This window comes from Amycolatopsis sp. NPDC059027 (assembly GCF_042739735.1).
Taxonomy (GTDB): domain Bacteria; phylum Actinomycetota; class Actinomycetes; order Mycobacteriales; family Pseudonocardiaceae; genus Amycolatopsis.
Window position 1 is genome coordinate 1 of sequence record NZ_JBHYIK010000010.1, and the last position, 22,467, is coordinate 22,467.

The following is a 22,467-nucleotide window of genomic DNA, read 5'->3' on the forward strand; positions in this document are numbered from 1 at the left end:
TTTGTTTTTCATGCTGATGTAGATCCCCCGGGAGGTCGCCCGCGCCCGGCCCGCGGGCGGGGGGGGCGCCCACGTGCTGTCGTCGTCCGGCCCCACCCCCCCCCCCGCCAACACCTCGGCGCCGACCGTCACCGCCGCCGCGGCCAAGACCGACCCGAGTGCCGCTCCCGGTTCCGCGAACTCCGGTATCGGCACCGCGCCCGGCGCCAACCGCCAGCCCAGCAAGCCCGCCCCGTCCGAAGCGCCCGGCAGCATGCCGGTCGACAACCCGGCCGACCACAAGGACGTCAACTGCGGTCCCATCGACCCGGCCCAGAAGGACTCCCAGAATCTTCTCGCCGAGAGCACTCCGGCCGGGACCGTGGGCTGCACCGAGGTGTTCAACGTCATGGACGAGTACAAGAAGTACCCGGTCGACCCGCAGGGCGGCACCATGCGCGAAGCCAAGCTGGCTTCGGGCTGGACCTGCGCCATGGTCCCGCATGCCACGATGAAGAGCACCACCATCGTCGCCTGCAACAAGGGCGGCCTGTCGTTCCGCTCCGAGCCCGCGAAGTAAGCGCCGCCCGATCGGCGTAATCCGTGCCGGGTGGCAAGCCGGCATCCGTTGTGATGATTCGGCGGTGTCGCGCTCCCATGCTGTTGACCAGCGGTTCTAGGTTGATCGCATGGAAGCGCGAAAGGCGACGCCGCAGGCCAAGGAACTAGGCAATGACCTGCGGCGCGCCCGGCTCGCGGCCGGGCTGACCGAAGCCCAGCTCGCGCGGAAGCTGGGCTGTTCGGCCAGCAAGATCTCCCGCATCGAACACGGACTGCGGGGGATCGAAGAGTTCGACCTCATCCGGCTACTGGCCTTCTGCGGCGTATCCGGCGACGAAATCCGGCGGCTCAGGGACCTGGCGAGGGAAGCCGACGACCCGTACCGCCTCCGGCCGCACCACGATCAGCTGCCGGATGAGCTGAGCACCCTCGTCACCCACGAGACCACAGCCACCGGCATCACCCTGTACGAATCACAGCTGGTTCCGGGAATTCTCCAGACTGAGGACTATGCCCGTGCCGTGTTCCGGCACAACGGCACCCACGACGAGCACAACATCGAGATCAGGGTCAAAGCCCGGATCGCCAGGCAGAGCCTTATCCGCCAACGCGAACACCCTGTGTTCGACTTCTTCATGCACGAACATGTCCTGCGTTCCATCATCGGCGATGCGCAGGTCATGCATGAACAAATGCTGCACCTGGTGCTAGCCGGGCATCGCACGGATTGCAATATCCGAGTAGTCCCAGCCGCCGCTTTCCCGTCGGGGATCTTTCCTCCCTTCAGGTTGATGAAATACCAGAATCACAAGCCGATCGTTTACAACGAGACCTACACCGCGAGCGTGTTTCTCAAAGAGCCAGCCGACGTGGACGCGCACCGAGCTGTGCTGTCACGGGTGGCCGGAGCCGCGCTGGATGCGAGACAATCCCAGGAGATGCTTGCCACCCTGGCAAGCGACTACGACGTTCTGAGGACTGATCATGACTCTAGTCGAGCAGGCACGTCTGACCTGGCGTAAGAGCAGCCACAGCGGTAGCGGGAACGGCGACTGCATCGAGGTCGCCTGGGTGAAGAGCAGCTACAGCGGCACTGGAAACGGCAACTGCGTCGAGATCGCAGCTCTTCCCGATCAGATCGCCGTCCGCGACTCCAAGGCCCCTGCTTCCGGCGCGCTCACCTTCCCCTCAACTGCCTGGCACTCCTTCCTCAGCTCGGTGCGCTGACGCAGGCCTCGGCCGCCGGGACCCCGGACCGCTGGTCGAGCAACGACCGCAGCCGATCGATCGTGGCCCGCACTTCGTTCTCCCACTCCCTCGTCTGGTCGTCCGCGTCGTTCGCGGCGTCCAGCTGGGCGAGGACCCAGGTGCGGATCAGCGCCGTTGGCTGCACACCGCGTTCCGCCGCCAACTTTCGCAACTCCTCGATCCTGTCCACCGGGATACGAACGCTGTACACCGCCGTCGGGCTCTTCGGCGGTGACACGCGAGACCAGGTGACATCGACATTGGGGTTCGCCTCGGCGTCTTCCGCCGCTTCCTCGATCCGCGTACGAAGCTCTTCATCCGTCATCACTGCACCACCCATATTCGTCGATAAATCTGCCGGATCCGTTTGTCACCCGGCCACGCCGTCGCGACATGCCAGACGCCCTGCGGCGGATGGCCCTCCGGTACAAGCACCACCACCAGAACCCGATCCATCCCGGCCGAATAGCCGATGACCCGGATCGACTCGCCGGTCCGCGAGGACGGATCCCGCGCTACCAGGCGATCCGGGTCGAGCGCGGCCTCGACCGCATGCTCGGGCTCGATATCGAGCGCACCCGGATAACGCAACGAGCGGCGCAGGTGCTCCGGATCCGGCACATGCACTGCCTCGAACGACAACTGATCGACGGGTATGCCGTCGTAAAGGTCTCCTCCCACACTTCAGACTGTAATACAGTGTACTACATCCCTCGAATCCGGGCAATGCATCACGCGCGACGGCGGCCGACCAGCAGCAACCACACGAAGTACGCCCCGCCCAAAGTCGCCGCGACGACCCCCACCGGCAGTAGCGACGCACCGAGAACGCGCTGCCCGAGGTAGTCCGCGGCGACCACGAGCAGCGCGCCGACGAAGGCCGAGGCCACGAGGTTCGGGCCGGGCAGGCGCGTCATCCGGCGGGCAAGTTGCGGGGAGATCAGCGCGACGAAGGGGATTGGGCCGACAGCGGCTGTCGCGGCGGCGACCAGCGCGACTGCCAGCAGCAGCAACAAATTCCGCATCCGGCCGACCGCGACGCCGACACCGGTCGCGGCGTCGTCGCCCATTTCCAGCATCCGCAGGGCGCGGCCGTTGACCAGCACCGCGGGCACCAGGATCACCATCGCGACCGCGAGCGGCACGAGGTAGTTCCAGTCGCGCCCGGCGAGGTCACCGACCAGCCACACCGTCGCGCGGGCGGCGTTTTCCTTGCTGGCCTTGACCAACAGGTACGCGTTGACGCCCGCCAGCACCGCGCTCATCGCGATCCCGAGCAGCACGAGTCGTGAACTCAACAGCCCATGCGGCGCGCACAGCGCGGCGACCACCACCATCGTGAGCAGACCGCCGCCGAGCGCGCCCAGCGAGACGAGCCCCGGCGCCGAGCCGACTACCAGGATCATCACGACGCCGCCGGTCGCGGACCCGGTGGTAAAGCCGATGATGTCCGGGCTGCCGAGCGGATTCCTTGTCAGCGTCTGGAAAACCGACCCCGCGAGCGCGAGCGCCGCTCCGACGAGGAGCGCGACCAGCACGCGTGGCAGACGTCCGGTGACGACCAGGTACTGCGCCTTCGTGCCCTGCCCGGCGAGCGTGCGGAGCACCTCGCCAGGGGTCATGTCGTAGTCGCCGGTACCGACCGAAAGGACGACCAAAGCCAGCGTCACCACCACGAGCGCCGCGACGACCACAATGGACCGTCGGTCGAGGCCTGCCTCACGCGAAACGACCGTCGTCATCGGCGCACCGCCTTGAGCCGTCGTGCCACGACGATGAACGCGATCCCGCCGACAACGTCCATCATCACGCCGACCTGGATCTCGCCCGGCGAACCAAGCACGCGGCCGAGCACGTCGCAGATGAGCAGCAACACCGGCGCGAGCAGGGCCGACAGCGGGAGCACCCAGCGTTCGTCCTGGCCGACCAGCAACCGTACGACGTGCGGGACCATCAGGCCGACGAACGCGATCGGGCCGCACGCGGCGGTCGCGGCCGCGGACAGCAGCCCGACGGCGACCATTCCGGCGAGCCGGGTGAACGCCGGATTCGCGCCGAGCCCGCGGGCGGTGTCCTCGCCGAGCGCGGTCGCGTTGAGCGGCCGCCCGAGCACCGCCGCAAGCACGACGCCGACCAGGAAGAACGGCACCAGTCCGGCCAGCGCGCCGAGGTCACGGTTGACCAGCGAACCGACCAGCCAGAACCGCATCTGCTCCAGGTTGTGCGTGTTGATCACCTGCAACGCCTGGTTGAGCCCGACGAAGACGGCCTGCACCGCGACCCCGGCGAGCACCAGCCGGATCGGGCTCGCCGCGCCGCCGATCACCGACACCAGCCAGGTGCCGAACAGCGCGCCGCCGAACGCGAACCAGATCAGCTGGTCCGGCGCGGTCACCGAGAACAACGCGGACCCGAGGACGATCGCGAACGCGGCGCCGTAGTTGATCCCGAGCAGTCCGGGGTCGGCGACCGGGTTGCGGGTGATCGCCTGCAGCAGCGCACCCGCGAGGCCGAGCGCCATGCCGACCACGACACCGACCACCGTGCGGGGCAGCCTGTCGTCGCGAATGACGACGTCGTCGAAGCTGCCGTCGTACGCGAAAAGACCGTGGAGAACGCTGCCGAGCGAGAGCGCGTTCGAGCCGAACCCGATGGACAGCAGGAACGCTGCCGCGAGCGCGAGCAGCGCTCCGACCAGCACCATTGTCCGCGTCGAGCCTCTGGTGCGCCCCTCGGTGACGCGTGCCATTGCCTGGACCATGGCTTTCACATTAAGGCAAGGCTAGCCTAAGGCTCGCATACTCCCCGGTAAGAAGGACGATCCCGATGAACAACCTGCCCACGCTGTCCCGCCGCGGTTTCCTCGCGGGCACCGCCGCGGCCGGCGCGATGACCCTGCTGAGCGCCTGCGGCTACACCGAGGACAAGCCGTCCGGCTCAGGGGGCGCGACGTGGACGTACACCGACGACCGCGGCCGGAAGCTCGACGGTGAGCGGCCTACCCGGATCGTCGCACAGGTGACGGCGGCCGCGGCGCTGTGGGACTACGGGATCCGGCCGATCGGCATCTTCGGCCCGTCGAAGCTGGCCGACGGCAAGCCGGACCCGCAGGTCGGCGGCGTCGATCTGAACGCCGTGACCTCGCTCGGGAACGTGTGGAACGAGTTCAACTTCGACAAGTTCGTCTCGCTGAACCCGCAGTTGCTGGTCAGCGTGATCTACCTCAAGCAGCAGATGTGGTATGTCCCGGACACGCAGGCCGACAAGGTCGACAAGGCGGCGCCGAGCGTCGGCGTCGGCCTGCAGGGCATCGCCATGCCGGAGGGAATCGCCAAGTTCGCAGCTTTGGCGAAGGCGCTCGGCGCAGACGTCGAGGCGCCCGCGGTGCAGCAGGCCCGCGCGAGTTTCGAGCAGGCCGACGCGGCGCTGGGCGAGGCGATCAAGAAGACGTCCGGGCTGAAGGTGCTGCTGCTGTCCGCGCAGAAGGACACCTGCTACGTCGCGAACGCGCCCGCCTTCGCGACCAGCAAGCACTACCAGAACAAGGGCATGAAGTTCGTCGCGCCGCAGAACCCGGACAACTCGCAGGGCGGCTACTACGAGCAGGTGAGCTGGGAGAACATCGGGAAGTACGAAGCCGACGTGATCATGTACGACTCGCGCGGCGGCTCGCTGTCGCTCGGCCCCGACGGCCTCGGCGGCGTCCCGACCTGGCAGCAGCTGCCCGCGGTGAAGGCGGGACGGCTGATCGCGTGGAACAACGAAACGCCGTTCTCCTACCAGCGTTTCACCCAGGAACTCTCGTCCCTCACCGCCGCACTGAACCGCTTCGCCTGAGCGCGGGCCACATGCCGTTAAGGCCACCTTACGGGCGTCTGATGCCCGTAAGGTGGCCTTAACGGCATTTCGGGGACGGCGGATCAGCCTCGCGCGTGTGCGTCCAGGATGTGTGCGATGGCCTGCGTGACCTGCTGCGCGTAGTCCAGGTTGAGCCATTCGTCGGGCACGTGGATGTTCGAGTCCGTCCCGCACGCGCCGGTCACGAGGAACTGCGCGTCCGGGTATTTTTCGCCCAGCAGCCCCATGAACGGGATCGACCCGCCCATGCCGGCGCTGCGGTGCGGCCGTCCGAACACCTCGTCGCTCACCCGGCGCAGCGCGGTTGTCAGCCATGGCGCTTCGGCCGGCGCGTTCCAGCCGTTCTCCGCCTGGGCGTCCTCGCTCAGCTCGACCTGAGCGCCGTACGGCACGTCGGTGGTCAGCGCCCGCTTGACCGCGGCCAGCGCGGTGGCCGCGTCGGCGGTGGGCGGAAGCCGGAAGCTCAACGTCAACGTCGTGCTCTCGCGCAGGACGTTGCCCGCCTCGGGCGGCTTCGGCAGCCCGTCGGCGCCGATGATCGACAACGTCGGCCGCCAGCTCTGGTTGAGCAGCAGCTCCAGCTCGTCGTCGGTGACCGTGGTGGCGCCGTCCACGAGCGGGTACATCTCCCGCAGTGCGCCGGGGGAGACCTCGACGACGTCCTTGGCCTCGTCGCGCCGGTTCACCGGGATCTCGACCTTCAACTCCGGCAGCTTGATCTCGCCTGTCTCGGAGTCCTCGATGCGGTCGAGCAGCTGGCGCAGCACGCGGAACGAACTCGCGACGACGCCGCTCGCGAGTCCGGAATGCTGGGCCGTACCCAGCAGCCGCACCGTCACGTTGAGGTGCAACATCCCGCGCAGGCTGTTGACCAGCCACAACCGCTCGTAGTCGCTGCCACCCGCGTCGAGGCAGACCACCAGGGTGACCTCGCCAAGGCTTTCGCTCAGGTGCTCCAGGTACGCGGGCAGGTCGGGGCTGCCGGACTCCTCGCCGGTTTCCAGCAGCAGCACGGCACGCGCGTGTTCACCGCCCGCGGCGTGCACAGCTTCCAGCGCGGTGGTGGCCGCGTACCCGGAGTAACCGTCGTCCACGGCTCCGCGGCCGTAGAGGCGGCCGTCGCGCAACACCGGCGTCCACGGGCCCAGCCCCTCGGACCAGCCGCCGACCGGCGGTTGTTTGTCGAGGTGCCCGTACAACAGCACGGTGCCCTTGTCCGCGCCGCCCGGTGTCGCCGGGACGTCCACGAACAGCAGCGGCGATCGGCCCGGCAACTCGACGACCTCGAGCTTCGCGCCCGGCAGCCCTCGCCCGGCGATCCAGTCGCGGACGTGGTCCACGGCCGCGGCGAGGTGTTTGTTCGCAGCCCAGTCGGCGTCGAACGCGGGGGACAGCGCGGGGATCTCCACCAGACCGGACAGGCTCGGCACGACGTCGTTCGTCCACGCCGAGATCACGGATTCACGTACGGATTTCTGCTCCACACAAGCATCCTGCCACGCGGAACGTACTGTGGTGGAGGTCACGACCGGCACATCCGCCGGGCCGCGCACACGGTGTGCGACACCCGCGACCCCAGGTGAACGGCGCTCAGGAAACCCGACCCTTGGCAGCCCAACTCTAGGGCTTCCAAGCGTTTTCCCTGCTCAGCAACGGTTTCTCAGCAACAAATCAGCAACCGTGACTCACCATCGGGCAGCCCTTCGTGTCAGGATGACGGCGAGAACCGTCAACGCCGACGGTGACCGAGCGCTTCAGATCCGACGCGCTGGTCCCGCCGGTGCAGTCGCTGTGGTCGCCACAAGCGGCCACCAGAGGCACCGACATCAAGGAGCAAGCGCATGCCGTCCCCCGAACAGTGGACGCACCCGGAGCCTGGAGATGGTCCGGCCGCCGTAGCGGCTCAACCTTCCCCCGAACAGGTGATCGCCGGTTTGCGAGCAACGAGTGAAGGTGGCGCTGAGCTGACTCAGCTGCTCACCCCCGAAGGCGAACGGGTCTCCTCACCCCGGTTCGACAAGTACGTCGAGGACATCGACGACGCGGCACTTCGCGGGCTCTACCGCGACATGGTGCTGGTGCGCCGCGCGGACCGCGAAGCCAACGCGATGCAGCGCCAGGGGCAGCTCGGCATCTGGGTCCCGCTGCTCGGCCAGGAGGCCGCACAGATCGGCTCCGGCAGGGCGCTTCGGGCCACCGACATGGCCTTCCCCAGCTACCGCGAGCACGGCGTCGCCTATACCCGCGGTGTCGACCTCAAAGAGGTGCTCGGGATCTTCCGCTGCACCGACCACAGTGGCTGGGACTACCAGTCCCACCGGTTCCACCCTTACACCATCGTGATCGGCAACCAGGTGCTCAACGCCACCGGCTACGCGATGGGCCAGAAGTTCGAGGGCAAGGTCGGCGACGACGACGGTGAAGCGACGATCTGCTACTTCGGTGACGGAGCCACTTCGCAGGGCGACGTGCACGAGGGCTTCGTCTGGGCCGCGGTCTACGACGCACCGCTTGTTTTCTTCTGCCAGAACAACCAGTGGGCGATTTCCGAGCCCACCGAACGCCAGTCGCGGCTGCCGCTGTACCAGCGCGCCCGCGGGTACGGCTTCCCCGGCATCCGCGTCGACGGCAACGACGTCCTCGGCTGCCTCGCCGTTTCGCGCTGGGCGCTGGAGGAATGCCGTCACGGCAACGGGCCGGTGCTGATCGAGGCGTTCACCTACCGGATGGACGCGCACACCACCACCGACGACCCCACTCGTTACCGGCTCTCCGACGAGCTGGAGGAGTGGAAACTGAAGGACCCGATCGAGCGCGTCCGCGCGTATCTCGCCCGTGGCGGCGGTGCCGACCAGGCGTTCTTCGACCAGGTCCAGGAAGAGGCCGACGCGTTCGCCGCCGACCTGCGCGACTACACGTTCAACATGCCGGAACCGCCGCCGGACCGGATATTCCGCAACGTCTATGCCGAGCCTTCACCGGTTCTCGAAGCGCAGCGCGCCGAGTATCTGTCCTACTTGGACGGTTTCGTCGGGGCAGGTGAGCACTGATGACCACTGTGGACATTCAGAAACTGACCATTTCCAAGGCGATCAACCTCGGTCTCCGCCGCGCCATGGAGGAGGACCCGAAGGTTCTCGTCATGGGCGAGGACGTCGGCAAGCTCGGCGGCGTCTTCCGGATCACCGACGGGCTGCAGAAGGACTTCGGCGAGCAGCGCGTGCTGGACACGCCGCTGGCCGAGTCCGGGATCATCGGCACCGCGGTCGGCCTCGCCGTGCGCGGCTTCCGGCCGGTGTGCGAGATCCAGTTCGAGGGCTTCATCTTCCCCGGTTTCGACCAGATCTCCTCGCAGCTGGCCAAACTGCACTACCGGACGCAGGGCAAGGTCAAGATGCCCGTCGTCATCCGGGTCCCGTTCGGCGGCGGCATCGGCGCGGTCGAGCACCACTCGGAGTCGCCGGAGTCGTTCTTCGCGCACATCGCCGGGCTCAAGGTGGTTTCCTGCTCGAACGCCGTCGACGCGTACTGGATGATTCAGCAGGCCATCCACTCCGATGACCCAGTCCTGTTCTTCGAACCGAAGCGGCTCTACCACTCGGGCGCACTGCGGGCCGAGGTCGACACGACGGCTACGCCCGACCCACTCTTCAAATCGCGCGTGGTGCGCGAAGGTACGACGGCGACTGTCGTCGCGTACGGCCCTTCGGTGAAGGTGGCACTCGACGCCGCGACCGCCGCCGAGGACGAAGGCCGCTCGCTGGAGGTCATCGACCTGCGCACGCTCTCGCCACTGGACCTCGACCCGGTGTTCGAGTCGGTGCGCAAGACCGGCCGGCTCATCGCGGTCAGCGAGGCGCCGTCGGAGTCGTCGCTGACCTCGGAGATCGCCGCGCGGGTCCAGCAGGAGTGCTTCTACTCGCTGGAAGCCCCCATCCTTCGGGTGACCGGATTCGACACGCCGTATCCGCCTGCCAAGCTCGAGGAGCACTACCTCCCCGATCTGGACCGGGTACTGCACGCTGTCGACCGCTCGCTCGCCTGGTAAGGGGGAAGTTCACGCAATGCCCGATTACAAACAGTTCCCCCTCGCCGACACCGCCGAGGGGTTGACCGAGGCCGACATCCTCAACTGGCACGTCAAGCCGGGTGACACGGTCGCGGTCAACCAGATCGTGGTGGAGATCGAGACCGCGAAGGCGGCCGTCGAGCTGCCGATCCCGTGGGCCGGTGTGGTCACCGAGCTGCATGTGGAACCGGGTCAGACGGTCGAGGTCGGCACGCCGATCCTGACCATCGACGTCGATCCTGGTGGGGCCGCGGCTCCCTCCGCCCCGGCTCCTTCAGCGGCCGCTGCCGCCCCCGAGCCCGCCGCCGAGGAGGAGATGAAGCCGCTGGTCGGCTACGGCTCCAAGACGGTGGTCACGCAGCGCCGGGCCCGCAAGGGTGCTGCCCCCGCCGCCGCTCCGGCTGCGGCCGTTGCCACTCCCGCCACTCCCTCCGCTCCGGTTGAGGCGCCGCGCGGTGGGTACGTGCCGCTGGCGAAGCCGCCGGTGCGGAAGCTGGCCAAGGACCTCGGCGTCGACCTGCACGCACTGACCGGCACGGCCGACGGCGGCGTCATCACCCGCGACGACGTCCAGCGCGCCGCCAACGGCGCGGCCCCGGCCACTGCGACGTCCACTGTGGACGCTGGTTACGACCCGGCGACGCGCGAACGTCGCGTACCGGTCAAGGGCGTCCGCAAGGCCACGGCGGCGGCGATGGTGCAAAGCGCTTTCACCGCACCGCATGTCACGGAGTTCCTGACCATCGACGTCACGCCGATGATGGAACTGCGCGAGAGGCTGAAGAACTCGCGTGAGTTCCGCGGTGTGAAGCTGACGCCGCTGGCGTTCGCGGCGAAGGCCGTGTGCATGGCGATCAAGCGGACCCCGGACGTCAACGCGGTCTGGTCCGAGGAGACGAAGGAAATCGTCTTCAAGGACTACGTGCACCTCGGGATCGCCGCGGCCACCCCGCGCGGCCTCGTCGTGCCGAAACTCCACGACGCGGATGCCATGTCGCTCAAGGACATCGCGGTCGCCCTGACCGAGCTGACCGAGGTCGCGCGGGAGGGCAAGACAACCCCGGCGGCGATGCTGAACGGGACCTTCACGATCTCGAACATCGGCGTCTTCGGCATCGACACCGGGACGCCGATCATCAACCCCGGCGAGACGGCGATCCTCGCGCTCGGCGCGATCCGGGACACGCCATGGGTGGTCGACGGGGAGATCAAGGTCCGGAAGGTCATGCAGCTCTCGCTCAGCTTCGACCACCGGGTCGTCGATGGGCAGCAAGGCTCGGAGTTCCTGGCCGACGTCGGCGCCCTGCTCAGCGACCCCCCCCTCGCTATAACTTTCCCGGACCGTGACGCAAACATACCCGCCACAGAGCGCCGGTAAGGAGTCCTTCACGGTCAGGTCCCCTGCGGGAAGCACGACCTGGTGACCCGCGAAGCCTCCGGTTCGTCGGGATCAGCCCCGCGCGTGCGGGGAGGACAATCCCTGACCTGCGGCGTTCCCGGTCCGAGCGCCGAATTTACTTCACTTCCGACCGCCGAACGCTCAAGCACCCTTGGGCTTGAACACGATCTTTCCACTCTCCAGATCGACCCGATCTCGCGGCGGCGCGCCGTCGTCCTCGCTCTGAACCAGCATGACCTCGGCCTGCCGCTGGTCGAGTTCGTGCCGTTTGGTCCCGTAGAGGAACGCCACCATCTCCTCGGTCCCCACCGACGCCGCGGTCCGGCCACTGCGCCGCCGCCAAGGCAGATACTTGCCGCCCCACACTTCCAGCACGGCGAGCACGAAGAGCAACACGAACAGCGCCGGAATCGACATCGCCCAGACAAGCCCCATGGCATCGAAGCTACGCCACCCTTAATGAGCTTGACGGAGTGAGCACTCACTCCGCACACTGGGCGGCATGACACCACCCGAAACGCGGCGCAGGGCGCCGAGCATGAGCGTCGAAGAACGACGCAAAATGATCATCCACGCGATGCTGCCGCTCGTCCTCGAGCACGGCGCCACCGTCACCACCAGCCAGATCGCCCGCGCGGCAGGCATCGGCGAGGGCACGATCTTCCGCGCCTTCAAGGACAAGGACGAGCTTTTCGACGCCTGCACGGCCGAGGTCCTCAAGCCGGACCACGTACTCGACGCGATTGCCGAGATCCCGGTCGACCAGCCGCTGGCCGACCGTCTGGTCAAGGCAGCCGACGCGCTCGGCGCGCACCTCCAGCGGATGGGAGCGCTGATGGGAGCGCTGCACGCCTCCGGGCGAGCGCGTCGCGATCCGGAGCAGCGGTTGAAGGACCGCAAGAACGTGAAGGACTCGCGACGGGACTCGATGGCCGCCATGCGAGAAGCGGTGACCGAGCTCTTCGAGCCGGAAAAGGCCCAGCTCCGGCTCCCCGCAGAGCAGTTGGCATCGCTGTTCCTCGCGCTGTTGTTCGGCGGCCGCAGGCTCGGCCAGGTCGACGACACCCCGACCACTCGCGAGATCGTGGAGGTCTTCCTCCACGGTGCCGTCCGGGCGGCCGGATGATCCCGGGCGGAGGCGGCGGCCTCGAACTCATGCTCGGCCGGAGGCATGGCAAACGCCGGAGAACCACGACGGTGCCGGACAGCGGCCTCACCGGGCCCGTCGACATCCCGGACGCACCACCACAGGATCGGCCGAAAGGGCTGCGCGAGCGTCTTTCCCGGATGCGGACCGCGGTCTCGGGCACCGTCCGCGGACTACCGAAGGTCGCGCGGCTGACCTGGCAGGCGAGCCCGTTCCTGACGATCGCGATCGCCCTGGTCACGCTGCTGTCCGGCCTTCTCCCGACGGTGACCGCCTACATCGCGAAGCTCCTGCTCGACAGCGTCGTCGCGGCGATCCAGGGCCACGGCTCGAAAAACGCGATCGTTCAAGTGGCCGCGATGCAGTTCGGCGTCCTCGCGCTGACGGCGATCAGCTCGTCACTGACGACGATGGCACAGGGGCTGCTCCAGGAACGGATGACGCTGACCATCCGGCACCAGGTCATGGCGCACGCGAGCGAACTGCACCTGGCCTATTTCGAGGGGTCGACGTCCTACGACATGCTGCGTCAGGCAGCGCAGGAGGCGCCGACCCGGCCGCTCACGATGATGACCTCGGCACTCGGCCTTGTCCGCACGACGATCACGTTCGCCAGCATGATCGCACTGCTGATCGCGATCAGCCCGCTGCTCGCGCTCGTCGCCCTGATCGCGCCGATCCCGGCGTTCATCTCGCAGTCCAAGTACGGCTCCCGCGCGTTCTGGATGTCGTTCATGCTCTCGCCCATCCGGCGCCGCATGGACTATCTGTCCTCTTTGGTCACCACCGACACCTACGCCAAGGAGACCAAGCTCTTCGGCCTCGGACCGTACTTTGTGGACCGGTTCCGCAAACTCGGCCAGGTCAACTACGAACGGCAGCGGAAGCTGACCGTGAACCGCAACGTCAGCTCGACGTCCTGGGGGCTGCTGAGCACATTCGCGGGCTCGGCGATCGCGCTGTACATCGCGCTGGAGGCGGTCGGCGGGCGGCTCACGCTCGGCGACCTGGCGTTGTACACCGCTGCGGCGACGTCCGTGCAGACCTCCGTGTCCGGCTTGTTCACCGCGTTTTCCGGGATGTACGAGAACAATCTCTACATCGACACGCTCTATCGCTTCCTCGGCACCAAACCCGAGATCGTCGCGCCGCCGGAGCCGCGGCCCCTTCCGTCCACAGTGGAAGGTCACATCGAGTTCGACTCGGTTTCCTTCAGCTACCCCGGATCGGACGAGCGCGCACTCGACGGCGTCAGCTTCGAAATCCGTCCGGGTGAGACCGTGGCGGTGGTGGGCCGCAACGGGGCTGGGAAGTCCACTCTGTTCAAGCTCCTGTGCCGGCTCTACGACCCGACCGGCGGGCGAATCCTGCTCGACGGTGTGGACATCCGCGAATTCGACCCGGTCGAACTGCGCCGCCGGATCAGCGCGATGTTCCAGGACTACGTGACCTACCAAGGCACCGCGGCCGAGAACATCGGCCTCGGCGACCTCGCGCGGCTGGAAGACCGGCCGCACATCGAAGAGTCGGCGCGGCGCGCCGGCGCCTCGGACCGGATCGAACAGCTCACCAACGGCTACGACAGCCCACTGGGCCGGTGGTTCGACCAGGGCGTGAGCCTGTCCGGCGGGGAATGGCAGAAGATCGCGCTGGCCAGGGCTTTCCAGCGCGAGGCCCCAATCCTGATCCTCGACGAGCCGACGTCCGCCTTGGACGCGCAAGCCGAGCACGATCTGTTCTCGCGGCTGCGCGAGCTGGCCGAGGGACGGACGACGCTGTACATCTCGCACCGATTCTCCACCGTGCGCCAGGCCGAGCGGATCCTGCTGCTCGACCACGGCAAGGTCGCCGAATACGGCACGCACGAGCAGCTGATGGCGGCCAAGAGCGGCTATGCCGAGCTGTTCACTCTGCAAGCGCGGGCATATCTCGACGAGGTTCCCGGCTGAAACGCCTCCGTCGGCGGCGCCACGCGGTTATCGTCTCCCGCCATGGGGGACTTCGAACCGGCGCCGCCGATCGCGGTGCCGCCCCCGCGTCCGCGATTCTGGACGCGGGGGCGGCTGGTCGCCGTGGCTGTCGCGCTCGCAGTGATCGTCACGGCGGTCGTGCTCTTGACACGCCGCGCCCCAGGTCCCGGTGAAGCGAGCTGGCGGCCACTGTCGGGGACGAGGCAGGTGCACTCCAGCACCGGCGAGGCGGGGCTGCAGTTCGCGCAGATCCTGGAGAACACCGGCGACGTCGGCGTCGTCATCGAATCCGCCCGCGCCGAGGTCCCGCCCGGTTTCACGCAGGCCGAAACGGGCACACTCTCGCTGACCTGGCTCAGCGAGTACTACCTACTCACCCCGCCGAAACTGACCGTCTTGCCTGTGCGAGTAGACCCCGACAAGCAGGTGAAACTGGCGGTGCGCTTCCGCGTCAGCTGTCCTCCGGCTCAGCCCGCGAAGCGCGTCCGGTGGCGGCTCTTCCTGACCGTGTCGTCCGGCTCGGTACGCCAGGAAGTCGAGGTCGGAGAGCTGGCCGACATCGAACTCGGCGACCGGTCACTCCCGGAATTCTGCAGCTCAGGGAAGTAACGAAGAGTGACACTGCTCGCTCCTCACCGTGACAGGGAGCAAAACGGGCAGCCCACTCGTTGACCGGGTATGGCTGTCGTGTTCCTGCTCTATGTCATCGCCGAGGTGGCCGCTGTCTGGGCGGTGGGCTCGGCCGTCGGCGTGCTCGGCACGATCGGGCTCCTGCTGGCCGGCGCCTTCGTCGGCTCCTGGCTCGCCCGCCGCGAAGGCGGCAAGGCCATGCGCGCGTTCGTCGAAACCGCCCGCGCGGGCCGCCCCGCCGAGAAGGAACTCACCGACGGCATGCTGGTCGCGCTCGGCGGCGTCCTGATCATGCTGCCCGGCTTCGTCAGCGACGTCGTCGGCCTGCTCCTCCTGCTGCCACCCACCCGCTCCGTCGCCCGCAAGTTCTGGCTCCGCCGCGCCGAAAAGCGCGCAATCCGCTTCGCCAACCAGCGCCGCGGCCCGGTCATGGTGGTCGACAGCGAAGTCGTCACCGAAGACCACCCACCGCGTCAGCAGCAACAGCACCCAGTGATCGAAGGCCGGATCATCGAGGGCTGAATCTCAGGAATGAGCTTCCCGATGGTGGGCCAGATACTCCTTGCCGATCACATGAAGTGGGTGCGTTCGCAAGGTCCTCCCATCTGGCACGCCATCACGCAGAATTGAATAGTCATCCTGGACGGTCAACACGCCATAGTCGAATAATACATGGCAATTCGGGCACAAACACAACATATTCGCGGATAAATCGGGACCACAGTGAAAACCGCCAAGCGCCTGAATATGCGCACCCTCTGAGTAGCCCTGATCGCGGACTGTCAACCGCGTACCACATGCCTGACACTTGTGATCATGGAGATTCTTAACGTAGTCGGCCACGGCTGTACGGCGCACAAGCCGCTGCGTCGTGGTTGACCTGCGACCAGGTGTCTGACTTCCCTCCGGTGGCGCCGGATGGTGCTCGACACCAGGAATTGTTACTTCACTAGGCGGGATTACCACGTCAAGAGCTGAAGCCAACTTCACCATCTGGAAACGGCACACAAGGTACCCTCGACGGCCTTCCTCGCGCCCCGCCTCCACAACCCGGAAGAGACCATCGTAACGATAGCCAGTCCTGGGAGCATGCGGAGATTCCCGATGCGGTCCACGAACTACCCGCACCGGCGCGCCTGTGATCATGCTGGTGCGCAGCGCGGCATTACCCCACTTCTGAAAGTTTTGGTCTTCTACCTGCTTACCCGAGCTATCCCTCCCACCGTGGCCGGTGTAGATGATCTCTGTGCCATTATCAACATCATCCTCGTAACCGCCGGAGACCACGATGGACTCGGCTCCCAGCGCTCCTGTTCCCACAATCCCTGACTGGCGAGCCCGATGCACGCCACGTTCGGATGCTTCAACCCGGCTCCTGAAGGTTGTCCCCTCAGGGATCCCCGGCAATTCGCCGTACCGTGCCCGATCTTCCTGCGACGGCTCCGCATCGAGGTCACGAAACTCTAGACGCAACTCAGTCAGCCGAAGCGCCAACGCATGCAGGTCGATACCGCGAAGAACCTGCCCGGTAGCCGTTTCATGTGCTGCCGAGGCAAGCGCAACCGCGCTGTACTCACGACCACTATGGACTACGACATAGCGAACGTCAGCCTCAACGCCATACCTGGCGTTGAACCCATCGCTACCCAGTTCGTCGTACTCGGCGATAGCAGCAAGCACGCGCTGACGGTCGATGTCGGCAAGACTCATACCGATCACTCTATGGCGTGACACCGACAGTCTTGGTGTTTACCGTGGTAAACGACTAGACTCCAGACGGCTTGGGGATGTCGAAGTAGCTGCTGAAGCGGACCGCGGGGGCATACTCGCCCTTGACCTTCACCTTGCCGGTCACGAACATGGCCGCCACCGCGGCGTTGCCGGTCGCCATCCGGATGAAGTCGTCGACCGACAGGGTGATCGTGGTGTCCGGGGTGCGGGCGAGGTCGACGCTGGAAACGCAGGTGCCGTCCTCGATGACCGTCTGGAAACGATCGAAACCGTCTTCGCCGTCACCGTCGGAAAAGCGCCAGGAAACCACGAAGTCGACGTGCCGGGCGCGGTCGGGGCGGAAATGCTCGGACATTCTGCGGAATATCTCGTCGAGGAACACCGAGCGTAACTCGGGGTGATCCGCGACGGCCTTGAGTTGTTCCCTGGAGGTCTGGCCGAGTATGTCGACGAGTGCCTGTGTCGACAGGGAGCTCAGCTCGATGCCCGCACCGCGACTTCCCAGCATGTGCAGGGTTTCCAGCACCTGGATGAACTCGTCGGGCGTGAGCTTCTCGACCTCGAGGTGGGCGGCGAAACCGTCCAGCGCGTGTCCGGGGCCATGGCGCGACACGGCCAGCCGGAGCGGCCGCGAAATGCGCAGCCGTTTCCGCCAGCGCCGGGGTGAAGAATTACGGGACACGAGCGGGAAGTGTAATCGCTCAGGCCGGTTTCGGAAGGTCGAAAAATCCGATCAAGCCCGCGGCGAATGCGAGGTCGCCCTTGACCTTGATCTTCCCGGTGACAAAAAGCACAGCCGGGGTCGCCTGATGGGTGATAAGCCGGAAGAAGTCCGTCGGCGCGATCGTGATGGTCACCTTGGGCTTCTCCCGCATCTCGCGGCTGACCGTGCAGGCACCGTGCGAGATGACCGTCTCGTAGCGGTCGTAGCCGCCGTCGCCGACACCGCCCGACAGCCGCCAGTGGATGACCGCGTGGACGTTCTTCGCGCGCTCGTGCCGGATGTGCGCGCCCATGCGGTCGAAGATCTCGCCGAGCACGCGCTCCCGCAGCGTCCGCTCGGCGACGACGCGCTCCAACTGCACCCGCGACGCGGCGGCGACCAGGTTCGCGAAGCGGACGGGGTCGACCTTGCTCAGGTCGAACGCGGGGGCTCGCTCCGCGATCCGCAGCAACGCGGCCAGCAGCCGGCGGAAGTCGTCCTTGCCCAGATCGCGCGGGTTCACCACGTCGGCGAGTACGTTGACGTCGAGGGAGTGCGCTTCCGGGCCGGTCGGGTCGATACGCTCCAGGGCGTCGATCAGCGCCGCGCCACGCAACCCGCCCAGCCCAGCCCCCGGATCGGTGCTGGTCATCCCGGTGTTGTCCGCCATCGGCCTTCCTCTCCCTGCTGTCGACTAAGCCTACTCGCCAGTAGGTAAGCTGGGCAAGGGCGCCGGAATCCCCCTTCGACCTCGGCTGCCGGTAGCGTCTTCGCCGTAAGAGGGAGGTCTGGACGTGTCCGAAGAGTCCACTGGAGAGCAGCGTTCACCCGAGCGGGCGAGGCGCCTGCCCCGTGCCGTCCGCGAACGGCAGATCCTGGACGCCGCCGTGCAGGTGTTCTCGCGCCACGGCTACCACTCCGCGTCGATGGACGAGATCTCCGACGTCGCGGGTGTCTCGAAGCCGATGATCTACACCTACCTCGGCTCGAAGGAGGACCTGTTCGGCCAGTGCATCCGCCGCGAGGCCACCCGGCTGCTCGAAGCCATCCAGGACGGCATCAAACCCGACCTGCCACCGGACATGCAGCTGTGGCACGGCCTGCGCTCGTTCTACCGCTTCGTCGCCGAGTACCGCGAGTCGTGGACCGTGCTGCACCGCCAGGCGCTGACGGTCGGCGGCAGCTTCGCCACCGAGATCACCGACATGCGCACCCGCGCCATCGAGCTCGTCGCCGCGCTCGTCGTCTCCGCCGGCACCCGCAAGGGGCTCGGCGAGCAGGCCGAGTTCTCCGGTGCCGGGCTCTCGGCGGCGTTGGTCGGGGCGGCCGAGTCGCTGGCCGACTGGGCGCTCGACCACCCCGACGTCTCGGACGGCGTGCTCGCCTCGTGGCTGATGAACCTCGTCTGGCTCGGGTTCAACGACCTGGTCGAGGGCGAGATCTGGAAGCCGTCTACTACAGCCGAGTGATCGTCCCTTCGAGGTGGGGCTTCGGCTTGCGCGAGGCCCACAGCTCGAACGACCAGCCGTCATCGGTCTGCCAGGTCGTGAACGCGGCCTTGGCGGGCAGCAGCACCGGCTGCTTGAACCGGACGTCGATGGTGAACGCCTCCGGCAGCCTGCCCTCGAACGCCGCGAGCGCGTGCGCCTTCGTCCACATGCCGTGCGCGATCGCGGCCGGGAAACCGAAGGCCTTCGCGGTGAGCGCGTGCAGGTGGATCGGATTGCGGTCGCCGGACACCTCGGCGTAGCGGCGGCCGATGTCGCCGGGGATGTGCCACAGCGCGCTCGGCGACGGCGGCGTCAGTGCCGCGCGCGGCTTGTCCGCACCCGAGCCACCACCGCGGCGCAGGTACGTGCTCACGTCCGTCCACACGGGAGTGTCTGCCACCAGCAGTTCGCTGATGACGTCGAACTGACGGCCCTGCGGATGCGGCCGCAGGTTCTCCGCCCCCACGCGCAGCGTGAACGACTCGTCGAGCCGCAGCGGCCGATGCTGGGTGATCGTGTTCCGCACGTGGACCATGCCGAGCAGCGGGAACGGGAAGTCCGCCTCGGTCATCAGCGCCATTTGGAGCGGGAACGCCAGCATGTGCGGGTAGGTCGCGGGCAGTTCGTCGGTCAGCCGAAACCCGCAGACCTGGTTGTACGCGGCGAGGTGCGCCGGGTCGATGACGACGCCGGTGCGCGCGAACTCGGTGTCGGGCAGCTTGTCGCCGCCACCCTTGTGCAGGACACCGCCGAGCAGCGCCTTCGGGTACAGCGTGGCCAGGCTGGGCGAGCTGTGCAGCTGTTTGACCGTCATCACGCCCCCAGAAGCGCTTGGCCGCAGACGCGGACGATGTTGCCGTTCACCGCGGACGACGCGGGGTTGGCGTACCAGGCGATCGTCTCGGCGACGTCGACCGGCAGGCCGCCCTGGCCGAGGCTGGACAGCCGCCGCCCGGCCTCGCGGATGAACAGCGGGACCGCCGCGGTCATCTTGGTCTCGATGAATCCCGGCGCGACGGCGTTGATCGTGCCGCCGTACCCGGCGAGCTGCTCGGCGCCGACGTTGACCATGCCGATCACGCCCGCCTTGCTGGTCGCGTAGTTGGTCTGGCCGACGTTGCCGGCGATACCCGCGATCGAGGAGACGCCGACGATCCGGCCGTTCTCCTTGAGCACCTTGTCGCCGATGAGCTTGTCGTTGACCGCGAGCTGCGAAGCGAGGTTCACCGCGATCACCGAGTCCCAGCCGCCCTCGGTGAGGTTCCCGAGCGTCTTGTCGCGGGTGATGCCCGCGTTGTGCACGACGATGTCGACGCCGTCGTGGCGGGTCTTCAGGTACTCGGCGAGCTTTTCGGGAGCGTCGGCAGCGGTGATGTCGAGCTGCAGCGCCGAGCCGCCGACCTTGTTCGCGACCTTCGACAGATCCGCCCCCTGAGCGGGGATGTCGAGCGCGACGACGTGGGCGCCGTCGCGGGCCAGCACCTCGGCGATCGCCGCGCCGATACCCCGGGAAGCACCGGTGACCAGCGCGATCTTGCCGTCGAGGGGCTTGTCCCAGTTCGCCGGAGCGGTCGCGGTCTTGGTGTGCGTGCCGACGCGGATGACCTGCGCGTCGACGAACGCGGACTTGGCCGAGAGCAGGAAGCGCAGCGTGGACTCCGTCGCGTCCTCGGCGCCCTCGGCGACGTACACCAGCTGGGCAGTCGCGCCGCGCTTCAGCTCCTTACCGACCGAGCGCACGAAGCCTTCCAACGCGCGCTGCGCGATCCGCTCGCGGCCCTCGACGAGTTCGGGAGGCGTGCCGAGGACGACGACACGGCCCGACGAGCCGACACTGCGGATCACCGGGTGGAAGAACTTGTAGACCTCGCGCAGCTGTTTCGGGTCCGAAACACCGGTGGCGTCGAAGACCAGCGCGGCGTGCTTGCCATCGGCAGGGGAGGTGACGACCTCGATCCCGGCGTCGGCGAGCTGGTCCTTCACGGTCTTCTCCAGCCGACCGCCGGGCGCGGCGCCGAGAAGTGCGGGACCCTCGAGGGCAGGTTGACCCGGCTTGTGGCGGCGGAGCGTCGCGGGGTTGGGCAGTCCGAGCCTGGGCACCACGAACTTCCCCAATGGGGTCTTCGTGAACTGCTGGTACCTGTCAGCCATCGGATGCCTCCCGTGCCGTTTGCGTCACTTCGAAGTCTAACCTACTCCCGAGTAGGTTACAGTGTGAGAGGGATGACTCAGTTCGACTAGAGAGGGCGAGATCCAATGGCCACGAGGAAAGCGTCACCGATTCGCAAGGTCGCGATCATCGGTGGCAACCGGATCCCCTTCGCACGGTCGAACGGTCCGTACGCGAAGGCGTCGAACCAGGACATGTTCACCGCGGCCCTGGACGGCCTGGTGAGCCGGTTCGCCCTGCAGGGCGAGGTCATCGGCGAGGTCGCCGCCGGCGCGGTGCTCAAGCACTCCAAGGACTTCAACCTCGCGCGGGAGAGCGTGCTCGGCAGCAAGCTCTCGCCGGCCACCCCGGCGTCGGACGTGCAGATGGCGTGCGGCACCGGTCTGCAGGCGATCATCAACGTCGCCAACAAGATCGCCCTCGGCCAGATCGACTCGGCGATCGCGGGCGGTGTCGACACGACCAGCGACGCACCGCTCGCCGTCAACGAGGACCTGCGGCAGATCCTGATCCAGCTCAACTCGGCGAAGACCGTGGCCGACCGGCTCAAGCTGGTCACGAAGCTGCGTCCCGGCCACATCGTGCCGGAGATCCCGCGCAACGCCGAGCCGCGGACCGGCCTTTCGATGGGCGAGCACGCGGCGCTGACGGCGAAGATCTGGGAGGTCACCCGCGAGGCGCAGGACGAACTCGCCGCGACGAGCCACCAGCGGCTGGCCGCGGCGTACGACCGCGGGTTCTTCGACGACCTGGTGACGCCGTTCCTCAAGCTGTCGCGCGATCAGAACCTGCGCGGGGACTCGACCGCGGAGAAGCTCGCCAAGCTCAAGCCGGCGTTCGGTGGCCAGGACGGCACGATGACCGCGGGCAACTCGACGCCGCTTTCCGACGGCGCCTCGACCGTGCTGCTGGCGACCGACGAGTGGGCTAAGGCGCACAAGCTCCCGGTGCTGGCGTACCTGACGTTCTCGCAGACGACGGCCGTCGACTACGTACACGGCGAAGAGGGCCTGCTGATGGCGCCGGCGTACGCAGTGCCGCGGATGCTCTCGCGGGCCGGATTGACGTTGCAGGACTTCGACTTCTACGAGATCCACGAGGCGTTCGCGTCGCAGGTGCTGGCCACGTTGAAGGCGTGGGAGGACCCGGCGTTCGCCAAGGAGAAGCTGGAACTGGACGCGCCGCTGGGCTCGATCGACCGGGCGAAGCTGAACGTCAACGGCTCCTCGCTGGCGGCAGGGCACCCGTTCGCCGCCACCGGTGGCCGGATCGTCGCGACGCTGGCGAAGCTGCTGAACGAGAAGGGCTCGGGCCGCGGCCTGATCTCCATCTGCGCCGCGGGCGGCCAGGGCGTCACGGCCATCCTGGAGAAGTAGCTGAAGGGGACTTTCCTCTCGTAGGACGTGCGGAAGGGGGGGGGGGGGGGCAGGGCTGTGTGGGGGTGAAGCAAGGAGCCACCCTCGGGGAGGGGGGCGAGGGTGTGGCGGGCGGGCGGTGTGCGAGAGGGAGCGC

Annotated in this window: 24 protein-coding genes; 13 read left to right on the forward strand and 11 right to left on the reverse strand. The window is 67.4% G+C overall.

Annotated elements, in window-relative coordinates; genetic code table 11:
* Window positions 1–73 precede the first annotated feature (73 nt).
* The 3 genes from ACFWY9_RS09075 (at window position 74) to ACFWY9_RS09085 (ending at window position 1,767) form a co-directional block, all read left to right on the forward strand.
* Complete coding sequence (locus ACFWY9_RS09075) at window positions 74–559, forward strand: hypothetical protein (RefSeq protein WP_378338583.1); 486 nt, start codon at window positions 74–76, stop codon at window positions 557–559.
* Between the two features lie 109 nt (window positions 560–668).
* Complete coding sequence (locus tag ACFWY9_RS09080; RefSeq protein ID WP_378326372.1) at window positions 669–1,562, forward strand: helix-turn-helix domain-containing protein; 894 nt, start codon at window positions 669–671, stop codon at window positions 1,560–1,562.
* On the forward strand, window positions 1,525–1,767 hold the full coding sequence (locus ACFWY9_RS09085; protein WP_378326373.1) for a DUF397 domain-containing protein: 243 nt from the start codon (window positions 1,525–1,527) through the stop codon (window positions 1,765–1,767). Before ACFWY9_RS09080 ends, ACFWY9_RS09085 begins: the two co-directional genes overlap by 38 nt.
* Here ACFWY9_RS09085 and ACFWY9_RS09090 read toward each other — a convergent pair.
* From ACFWY9_RS09090 to ACFWY9_RS09105, 4 genes are read right to left on the reverse strand one after another with little or no spacing between them, the layout of a single operon-like run.
* Entirely contained in the window at window positions 1,751–2,113 is a 363-nt protein-coding gene (locus tag ACFWY9_RS09090; protein WP_378326374.1) for a hypothetical protein, read from the reverse strand. The two genes, ACFWY9_RS09085 and ACFWY9_RS09090, sit on opposite strands and share 17 nt — an antisense overlap.
* The gene (locus ACFWY9_RS09095) at window positions 2,113–2,469 is read right to left on the reverse strand and encodes a hypothetical protein (RefSeq protein ID WP_378326375.1); all 357 of its coding nucleotides are present in this window, start codon (window positions 2,467–2,469) and stop codon (window positions 2,113–2,115) included. Before ACFWY9_RS09095 ends, ACFWY9_RS09090 begins: the two co-directional genes overlap by 1 nt.
* Before the next feature lie 50 nt (window positions 2,470–2,519).
* Complete coding sequence (locus tag ACFWY9_RS09100; protein WP_378326376.1) at window positions 2,520–3,530, reverse strand: FecCD family ABC transporter permease; 1,011 nt, start codon at window positions 3,528–3,530, stop codon at window positions 2,520–2,522.
* Window positions 3,527–4,549 (reverse strand): FecCD family ABC transporter permease, encoded by a 1,023-nt coding sequence (locus ACFWY9_RS09105; RefSeq protein WP_378326377.1) that lies wholly within the window; start codon window positions 4,547–4,549, stop codon window positions 3,527–3,529. Before ACFWY9_RS09105 ends, ACFWY9_RS09100 begins: the two co-directional genes overlap by 4 nt.
* Window positions 4,550–4,614: 65 nt before the next feature.
* Between ACFWY9_RS09105 and ACFWY9_RS09110 the strand changes: the two genes are divergently transcribed.
* Window positions 4,615–5,625: an ABC transporter substrate-binding protein gene (locus tag ACFWY9_RS09110; protein ID WP_378326378.1), complete on the forward strand. Its 1,011-nt coding sequence runs from the start codon at window positions 4,615–4,617 to the stop codon at window positions 5,623–5,625.
* Window positions 5,626–5,708: 83 nt separating this feature from the next.
* Here ACFWY9_RS09110 and ACFWY9_RS09115 read toward each other — a convergent pair whose 3' ends face one another.
* Entirely contained in the window at window positions 5,709–7,130 is a 1,422-nt protein-coding gene (locus ACFWY9_RS09115) for a M20/M25/M40 family metallo-hydrolase (RefSeq protein WP_378331546.1), read from the reverse strand.
* Window positions 7,131–7,487: 357 nt separating this feature from the next.
* Here ACFWY9_RS09115 and pdhA point away from each other — a divergent pair, with 357 nt between their 5' ends.
* From pdhA to ACFWY9_RS09130, 3 genes are read left to right on the forward strand one after another with little or no spacing between them, the layout of a single operon-like run.
* Window positions 7,488–8,696, forward strand: a complete 1,209-nt coding sequence (gene pdhA / locus ACFWY9_RS09120; RefSeq protein ID WP_378331547.1) for a pyruvate dehydrogenase (acetyl-transferring) E1 component subunit alpha — start codon at window positions 7,488–7,490, stop codon at window positions 8,694–8,696.
* Window positions 8,696–9,694 (forward strand): alpha-ketoacid dehydrogenase subunit beta, encoded by a 999-nt coding sequence (locus ACFWY9_RS09125; protein ID WP_378331548.1) that lies wholly within the window; start codon window positions 8,696–8,698, stop codon window positions 9,692–9,694. Before pdhA ends, ACFWY9_RS09125 begins: the two co-directional genes overlap by 1 nt.
* A 16-nt stretch (window positions 9,695–9,710) precedes the next feature.
* Window positions 9,711–11,093 carry a dihydrolipoamide acetyltransferase family protein gene (locus ACFWY9_RS09130; RefSeq protein ID WP_378338584.1) on the forward strand — a complete coding sequence of 461 codons (1,383 nt, stop codon included), beginning with the start codon at window positions 9,711–9,713 and terminating at the stop codon, window positions 11,091–11,093.
* A gap of 162 nt (window positions 11,094–11,255) precedes the next feature.
* Here the strand turns inward: ACFWY9_RS09130 and ACFWY9_RS09135 are convergent, their stop codons facing one another.
* Entirely contained in the window at window positions 11,256–11,549 is a 294-nt protein-coding gene (locus tag ACFWY9_RS09135; RefSeq protein WP_378331550.1) for a DUF6191 domain-containing protein, read from the reverse strand.
* Window positions 11,550–11,652: 103 nt separating this feature from the next.
* On the opposite strand from ACFWY9_RS09135, the gene ACFWY9_RS09140 reads away from it, so the two are divergent.
* The 4 genes from ACFWY9_RS09140 (at window position 11,653) to ACFWY9_RS09155 (ending at window position 15,383) form a co-directional block, all read left to right on the forward strand.
* Window positions 11,653–12,240: a TetR/AcrR family transcriptional regulator gene (locus ACFWY9_RS09140; RefSeq protein WP_378331559.1), complete on the forward strand. Its 588-nt coding sequence runs from the start codon at window positions 11,653–11,655 to the stop codon at window positions 12,238–12,240.
* 29 nt (window positions 12,241–12,269) lie between these two features.
* Window positions 12,270–14,210: an ABC transporter ATP-binding protein gene (locus ACFWY9_RS09145; RefSeq protein ID WP_378331560.1), complete on the forward strand. Its 1,941-nt coding sequence runs from the start codon at window positions 12,270–12,272 to the stop codon at window positions 14,208–14,210.
* Between the two features lie 42 nt (window positions 14,211–14,252).
* Window positions 14,253–14,840: a hypothetical protein gene (locus tag ACFWY9_RS09150; RefSeq protein ID WP_378331551.1), complete on the forward strand. Its 588-nt coding sequence runs from the start codon at window positions 14,253–14,255 to the stop codon at window positions 14,838–14,840.
* Window positions 14,841–14,909: 69 nt separating this feature from the next.
* Window positions 14,910–15,383, forward strand: coding sequence for an FxsA family protein (locus ACFWY9_RS09155; protein WP_378338585.1), 474 nt, complete (start codon window positions 14,910–14,912; stop codon window positions 15,381–15,383).
* A gap of 3 nt (window positions 15,384–15,386) precedes the next feature.
* Here the strand turns inward: ACFWY9_RS09155 and ACFWY9_RS09160 are convergent, their stop codons facing one another.
* From ACFWY9_RS09160 to ACFWY9_RS09170, 3 genes are all read right to left on the reverse strand, one after another.
* Window positions 15,387–16,571, reverse strand: coding sequence for a YDG/SRA domain-containing protein (locus ACFWY9_RS09160; RefSeq protein WP_378338586.1), 1,185 nt, complete (start codon window positions 16,569–16,571; stop codon window positions 15,387–15,389).
* Window positions 16,572–16,626: 55 nt separating this feature from the next.
* Complete coding sequence (locus ACFWY9_RS09165; RefSeq protein WP_378338623.1) at window positions 16,627–17,178, reverse strand: SCP2 sterol-binding domain-containing protein; 552 nt, start codon at window positions 17,176–17,178, stop codon at window positions 16,627–16,629.
* Window positions 17,179–17,293: 115 nt separating this feature from the next.
* Window positions 17,294–17,965, reverse strand: a complete 672-nt coding sequence (locus ACFWY9_RS09170; RefSeq protein WP_378331554.1) for an SCP2 sterol-binding domain-containing protein — start codon at window positions 17,963–17,965, stop codon at window positions 17,294–17,296.
* Between the two features lie 124 nt (window positions 17,966–18,089).
* On the opposite strand from ACFWY9_RS09170, the gene ACFWY9_RS09175 reads away from it, so the two are divergent.
* Window positions 18,090–18,764 (forward strand): TetR/AcrR family transcriptional regulator, encoded by a 675-nt coding sequence (locus ACFWY9_RS09175; protein ID WP_378338587.1) that lies wholly within the window; start codon window positions 18,090–18,092, stop codon window positions 18,762–18,764.
* Here the strand turns inward: ACFWY9_RS09175 and ACFWY9_RS09180 are convergent.
* Together ACFWY9_RS09180 and ACFWY9_RS09185 are read right to left on the reverse strand one after the other, a co-directional pair.
* The gene (locus ACFWY9_RS09180; RefSeq protein ID WP_378331556.1) at window positions 18,751–19,599 is read right to left on the reverse strand and encodes a MaoC family dehydratase; all 849 of its coding nucleotides are present in this window, start codon (window positions 19,597–19,599) and stop codon (window positions 18,751–18,753) included. The genes ACFWY9_RS09175 and ACFWY9_RS09180 overlap by 14 nt on opposite strands.
* A complete protein-coding gene (locus ACFWY9_RS09185) occupies window positions 19,599–20,936 on the reverse strand; it encodes a 3-oxoacyl-ACP reductase (protein WP_378331557.1) in 1,338 nt (445 codons plus the stop codon). The genes ACFWY9_RS09180 and ACFWY9_RS09185 overlap by 1 nt, the downstream gene beginning before the upstream one ends.
* Before the next feature lie 105 nt (window positions 20,937–21,041).
* Here ACFWY9_RS09185 and ACFWY9_RS09190 point away from each other — a divergent pair, with 105 nt between their 5' ends.
* Window positions 21,042–22,331 carry an acetyl-CoA C-acetyltransferase gene (locus ACFWY9_RS09190; protein ID WP_378338588.1) on the forward strand — a complete coding sequence of 430 codons (1,290 nt, stop codon included), beginning with the start codon at window positions 21,042–21,044 and terminating at the stop codon, window positions 22,329–22,331.
* Window positions 22,332–22,467 lie beyond the last annotated feature (136 nt).

What these genes read in the sequence shown, in the direction of transcription:
- ACFWY9_RS09080 (WP_378326372.1), top strand. Translation starts at nt 669, where the DNA reads ATGGAAGCGCGAAAGGCGACGCCGCAGGCCAAGGAACTAGGCAATGAC.
- ACFWY9_RS09085 (WP_378326373.1), top strand. Translation starts at nt 1,525, where the DNA reads ATGACTCTAGTCGAGCAGGCACGTCTGACCTGGCGTAAGAGCAGCCAC.
- ACFWY9_RS09090 (WP_378326374.1), bottom strand. Translation starts at nt 2,113, where the DNA reads ATGACGGATGAAGAGCTTCGTACGCGGATCGAGGAAGCGGCGGAAGAC.
- ACFWY9_RS09100 (WP_378326376.1), bottom strand. Translation starts at nt 3,530, where the DNA reads ATGACGACGGTCGTTTCGCGTGAGGCAGGCCTCGACCGACGGTCCATT.
- ACFWY9_RS09105 (WP_378326377.1), bottom strand. Translation starts at nt 4,549, where the DNA reads ATGGTCCAGGCAATGGCACGCGTCACCGAGGGGCGCACCAGAGGCTCG.
- ACFWY9_RS09110 (WP_378326378.1), top strand. Translation starts at nt 4,615, where the DNA reads ATGAACAACCTGCCCACGCTGTCCCGCCGCGGTTTCCTCGCGGGCACC.
- pdhA (WP_378331547.1), top strand. Translation starts at nt 7,488, where the DNA reads ATGCCGTCCCCCGAACAGTGGACGCACCCGGAGCCTGGAGATGGTCCG.
- ACFWY9_RS09125 (WP_378331548.1), top strand. Translation starts at nt 8,696, where the DNA reads ATGACCACTGTGGACATTCAGAAACTGACCATTTCCAAGGCGATCAAC.
- ACFWY9_RS09130 (WP_378338584.1), top strand. Translation starts at nt 9,711, where the DNA reads ATGCCCGATTACAAACAGTTCCCCCTCGCCGACACCGCCGAGGGGTTG.
- ACFWY9_RS09135 (WP_378331550.1), bottom strand. Translation starts at nt 11,549, where the DNA reads ATGGGGCTTGTCTGGGCGATGTCGATTCCGGCGCTGTTCGTGTTGCTC.
- ACFWY9_RS09140 (WP_378331559.1), top strand. Translation starts at nt 11,653, where the DNA reads ATGAGCGTCGAAGAACGACGCAAAATGATCATCCACGCGATGCTGCCG.
- ACFWY9_RS09145 (WP_378331560.1), top strand. Translation starts at nt 12,270, where the DNA reads ATGCTCGGCCGGAGGCATGGCAAACGCCGGAGAACCACGACGGTGCCG.
- ACFWY9_RS09150 (WP_378331551.1), top strand. Translation starts at nt 14,253, where the DNA reads ATGGGGGACTTCGAACCGGCGCCGCCGATCGCGGTGCCGCCCCCGCGT.
- ACFWY9_RS09155 (WP_378338585.1), top strand. Translation starts at nt 14,910, where the DNA reads ATGGCTGTCGTGTTCCTGCTCTATGTCATCGCCGAGGTGGCCGCTGTC.
- ACFWY9_RS09160 (WP_378338586.1), bottom strand. Translation starts at nt 16,571, where the DNA reads ATGAGTCTTGCCGACATCGACCGTCAGCGCGTGCTTGCTGCTATCGCC.
- ACFWY9_RS09170 (WP_378331554.1), bottom strand. Translation starts at nt 17,965, where the DNA reads ATGGCGGACAACACCGGGATGACCAGCACCGATCCGGGGGCTGGGCTG.
- ACFWY9_RS09180 (WP_378331556.1), bottom strand. Translation starts at nt 19,599, where the DNA reads ATGACGGTCAAACAGCTGCACAGCTCGCCCAGCCTGGCCACGCTGTAC.
- ACFWY9_RS09185 (WP_378331557.1), bottom strand. Translation starts at nt 20,936, where the DNA reads ATGGCTGACAGGTACCAGCAGTTCACGAAGACCCCATTGGGGAAGTTC.
- ACFWY9_RS09190 (WP_378338588.1), top strand. Translation starts at nt 21,042, where the DNA reads ATGGCCACGAGGAAAGCGTCACCGATTCGCAAGGTCGCGATCATCGGT.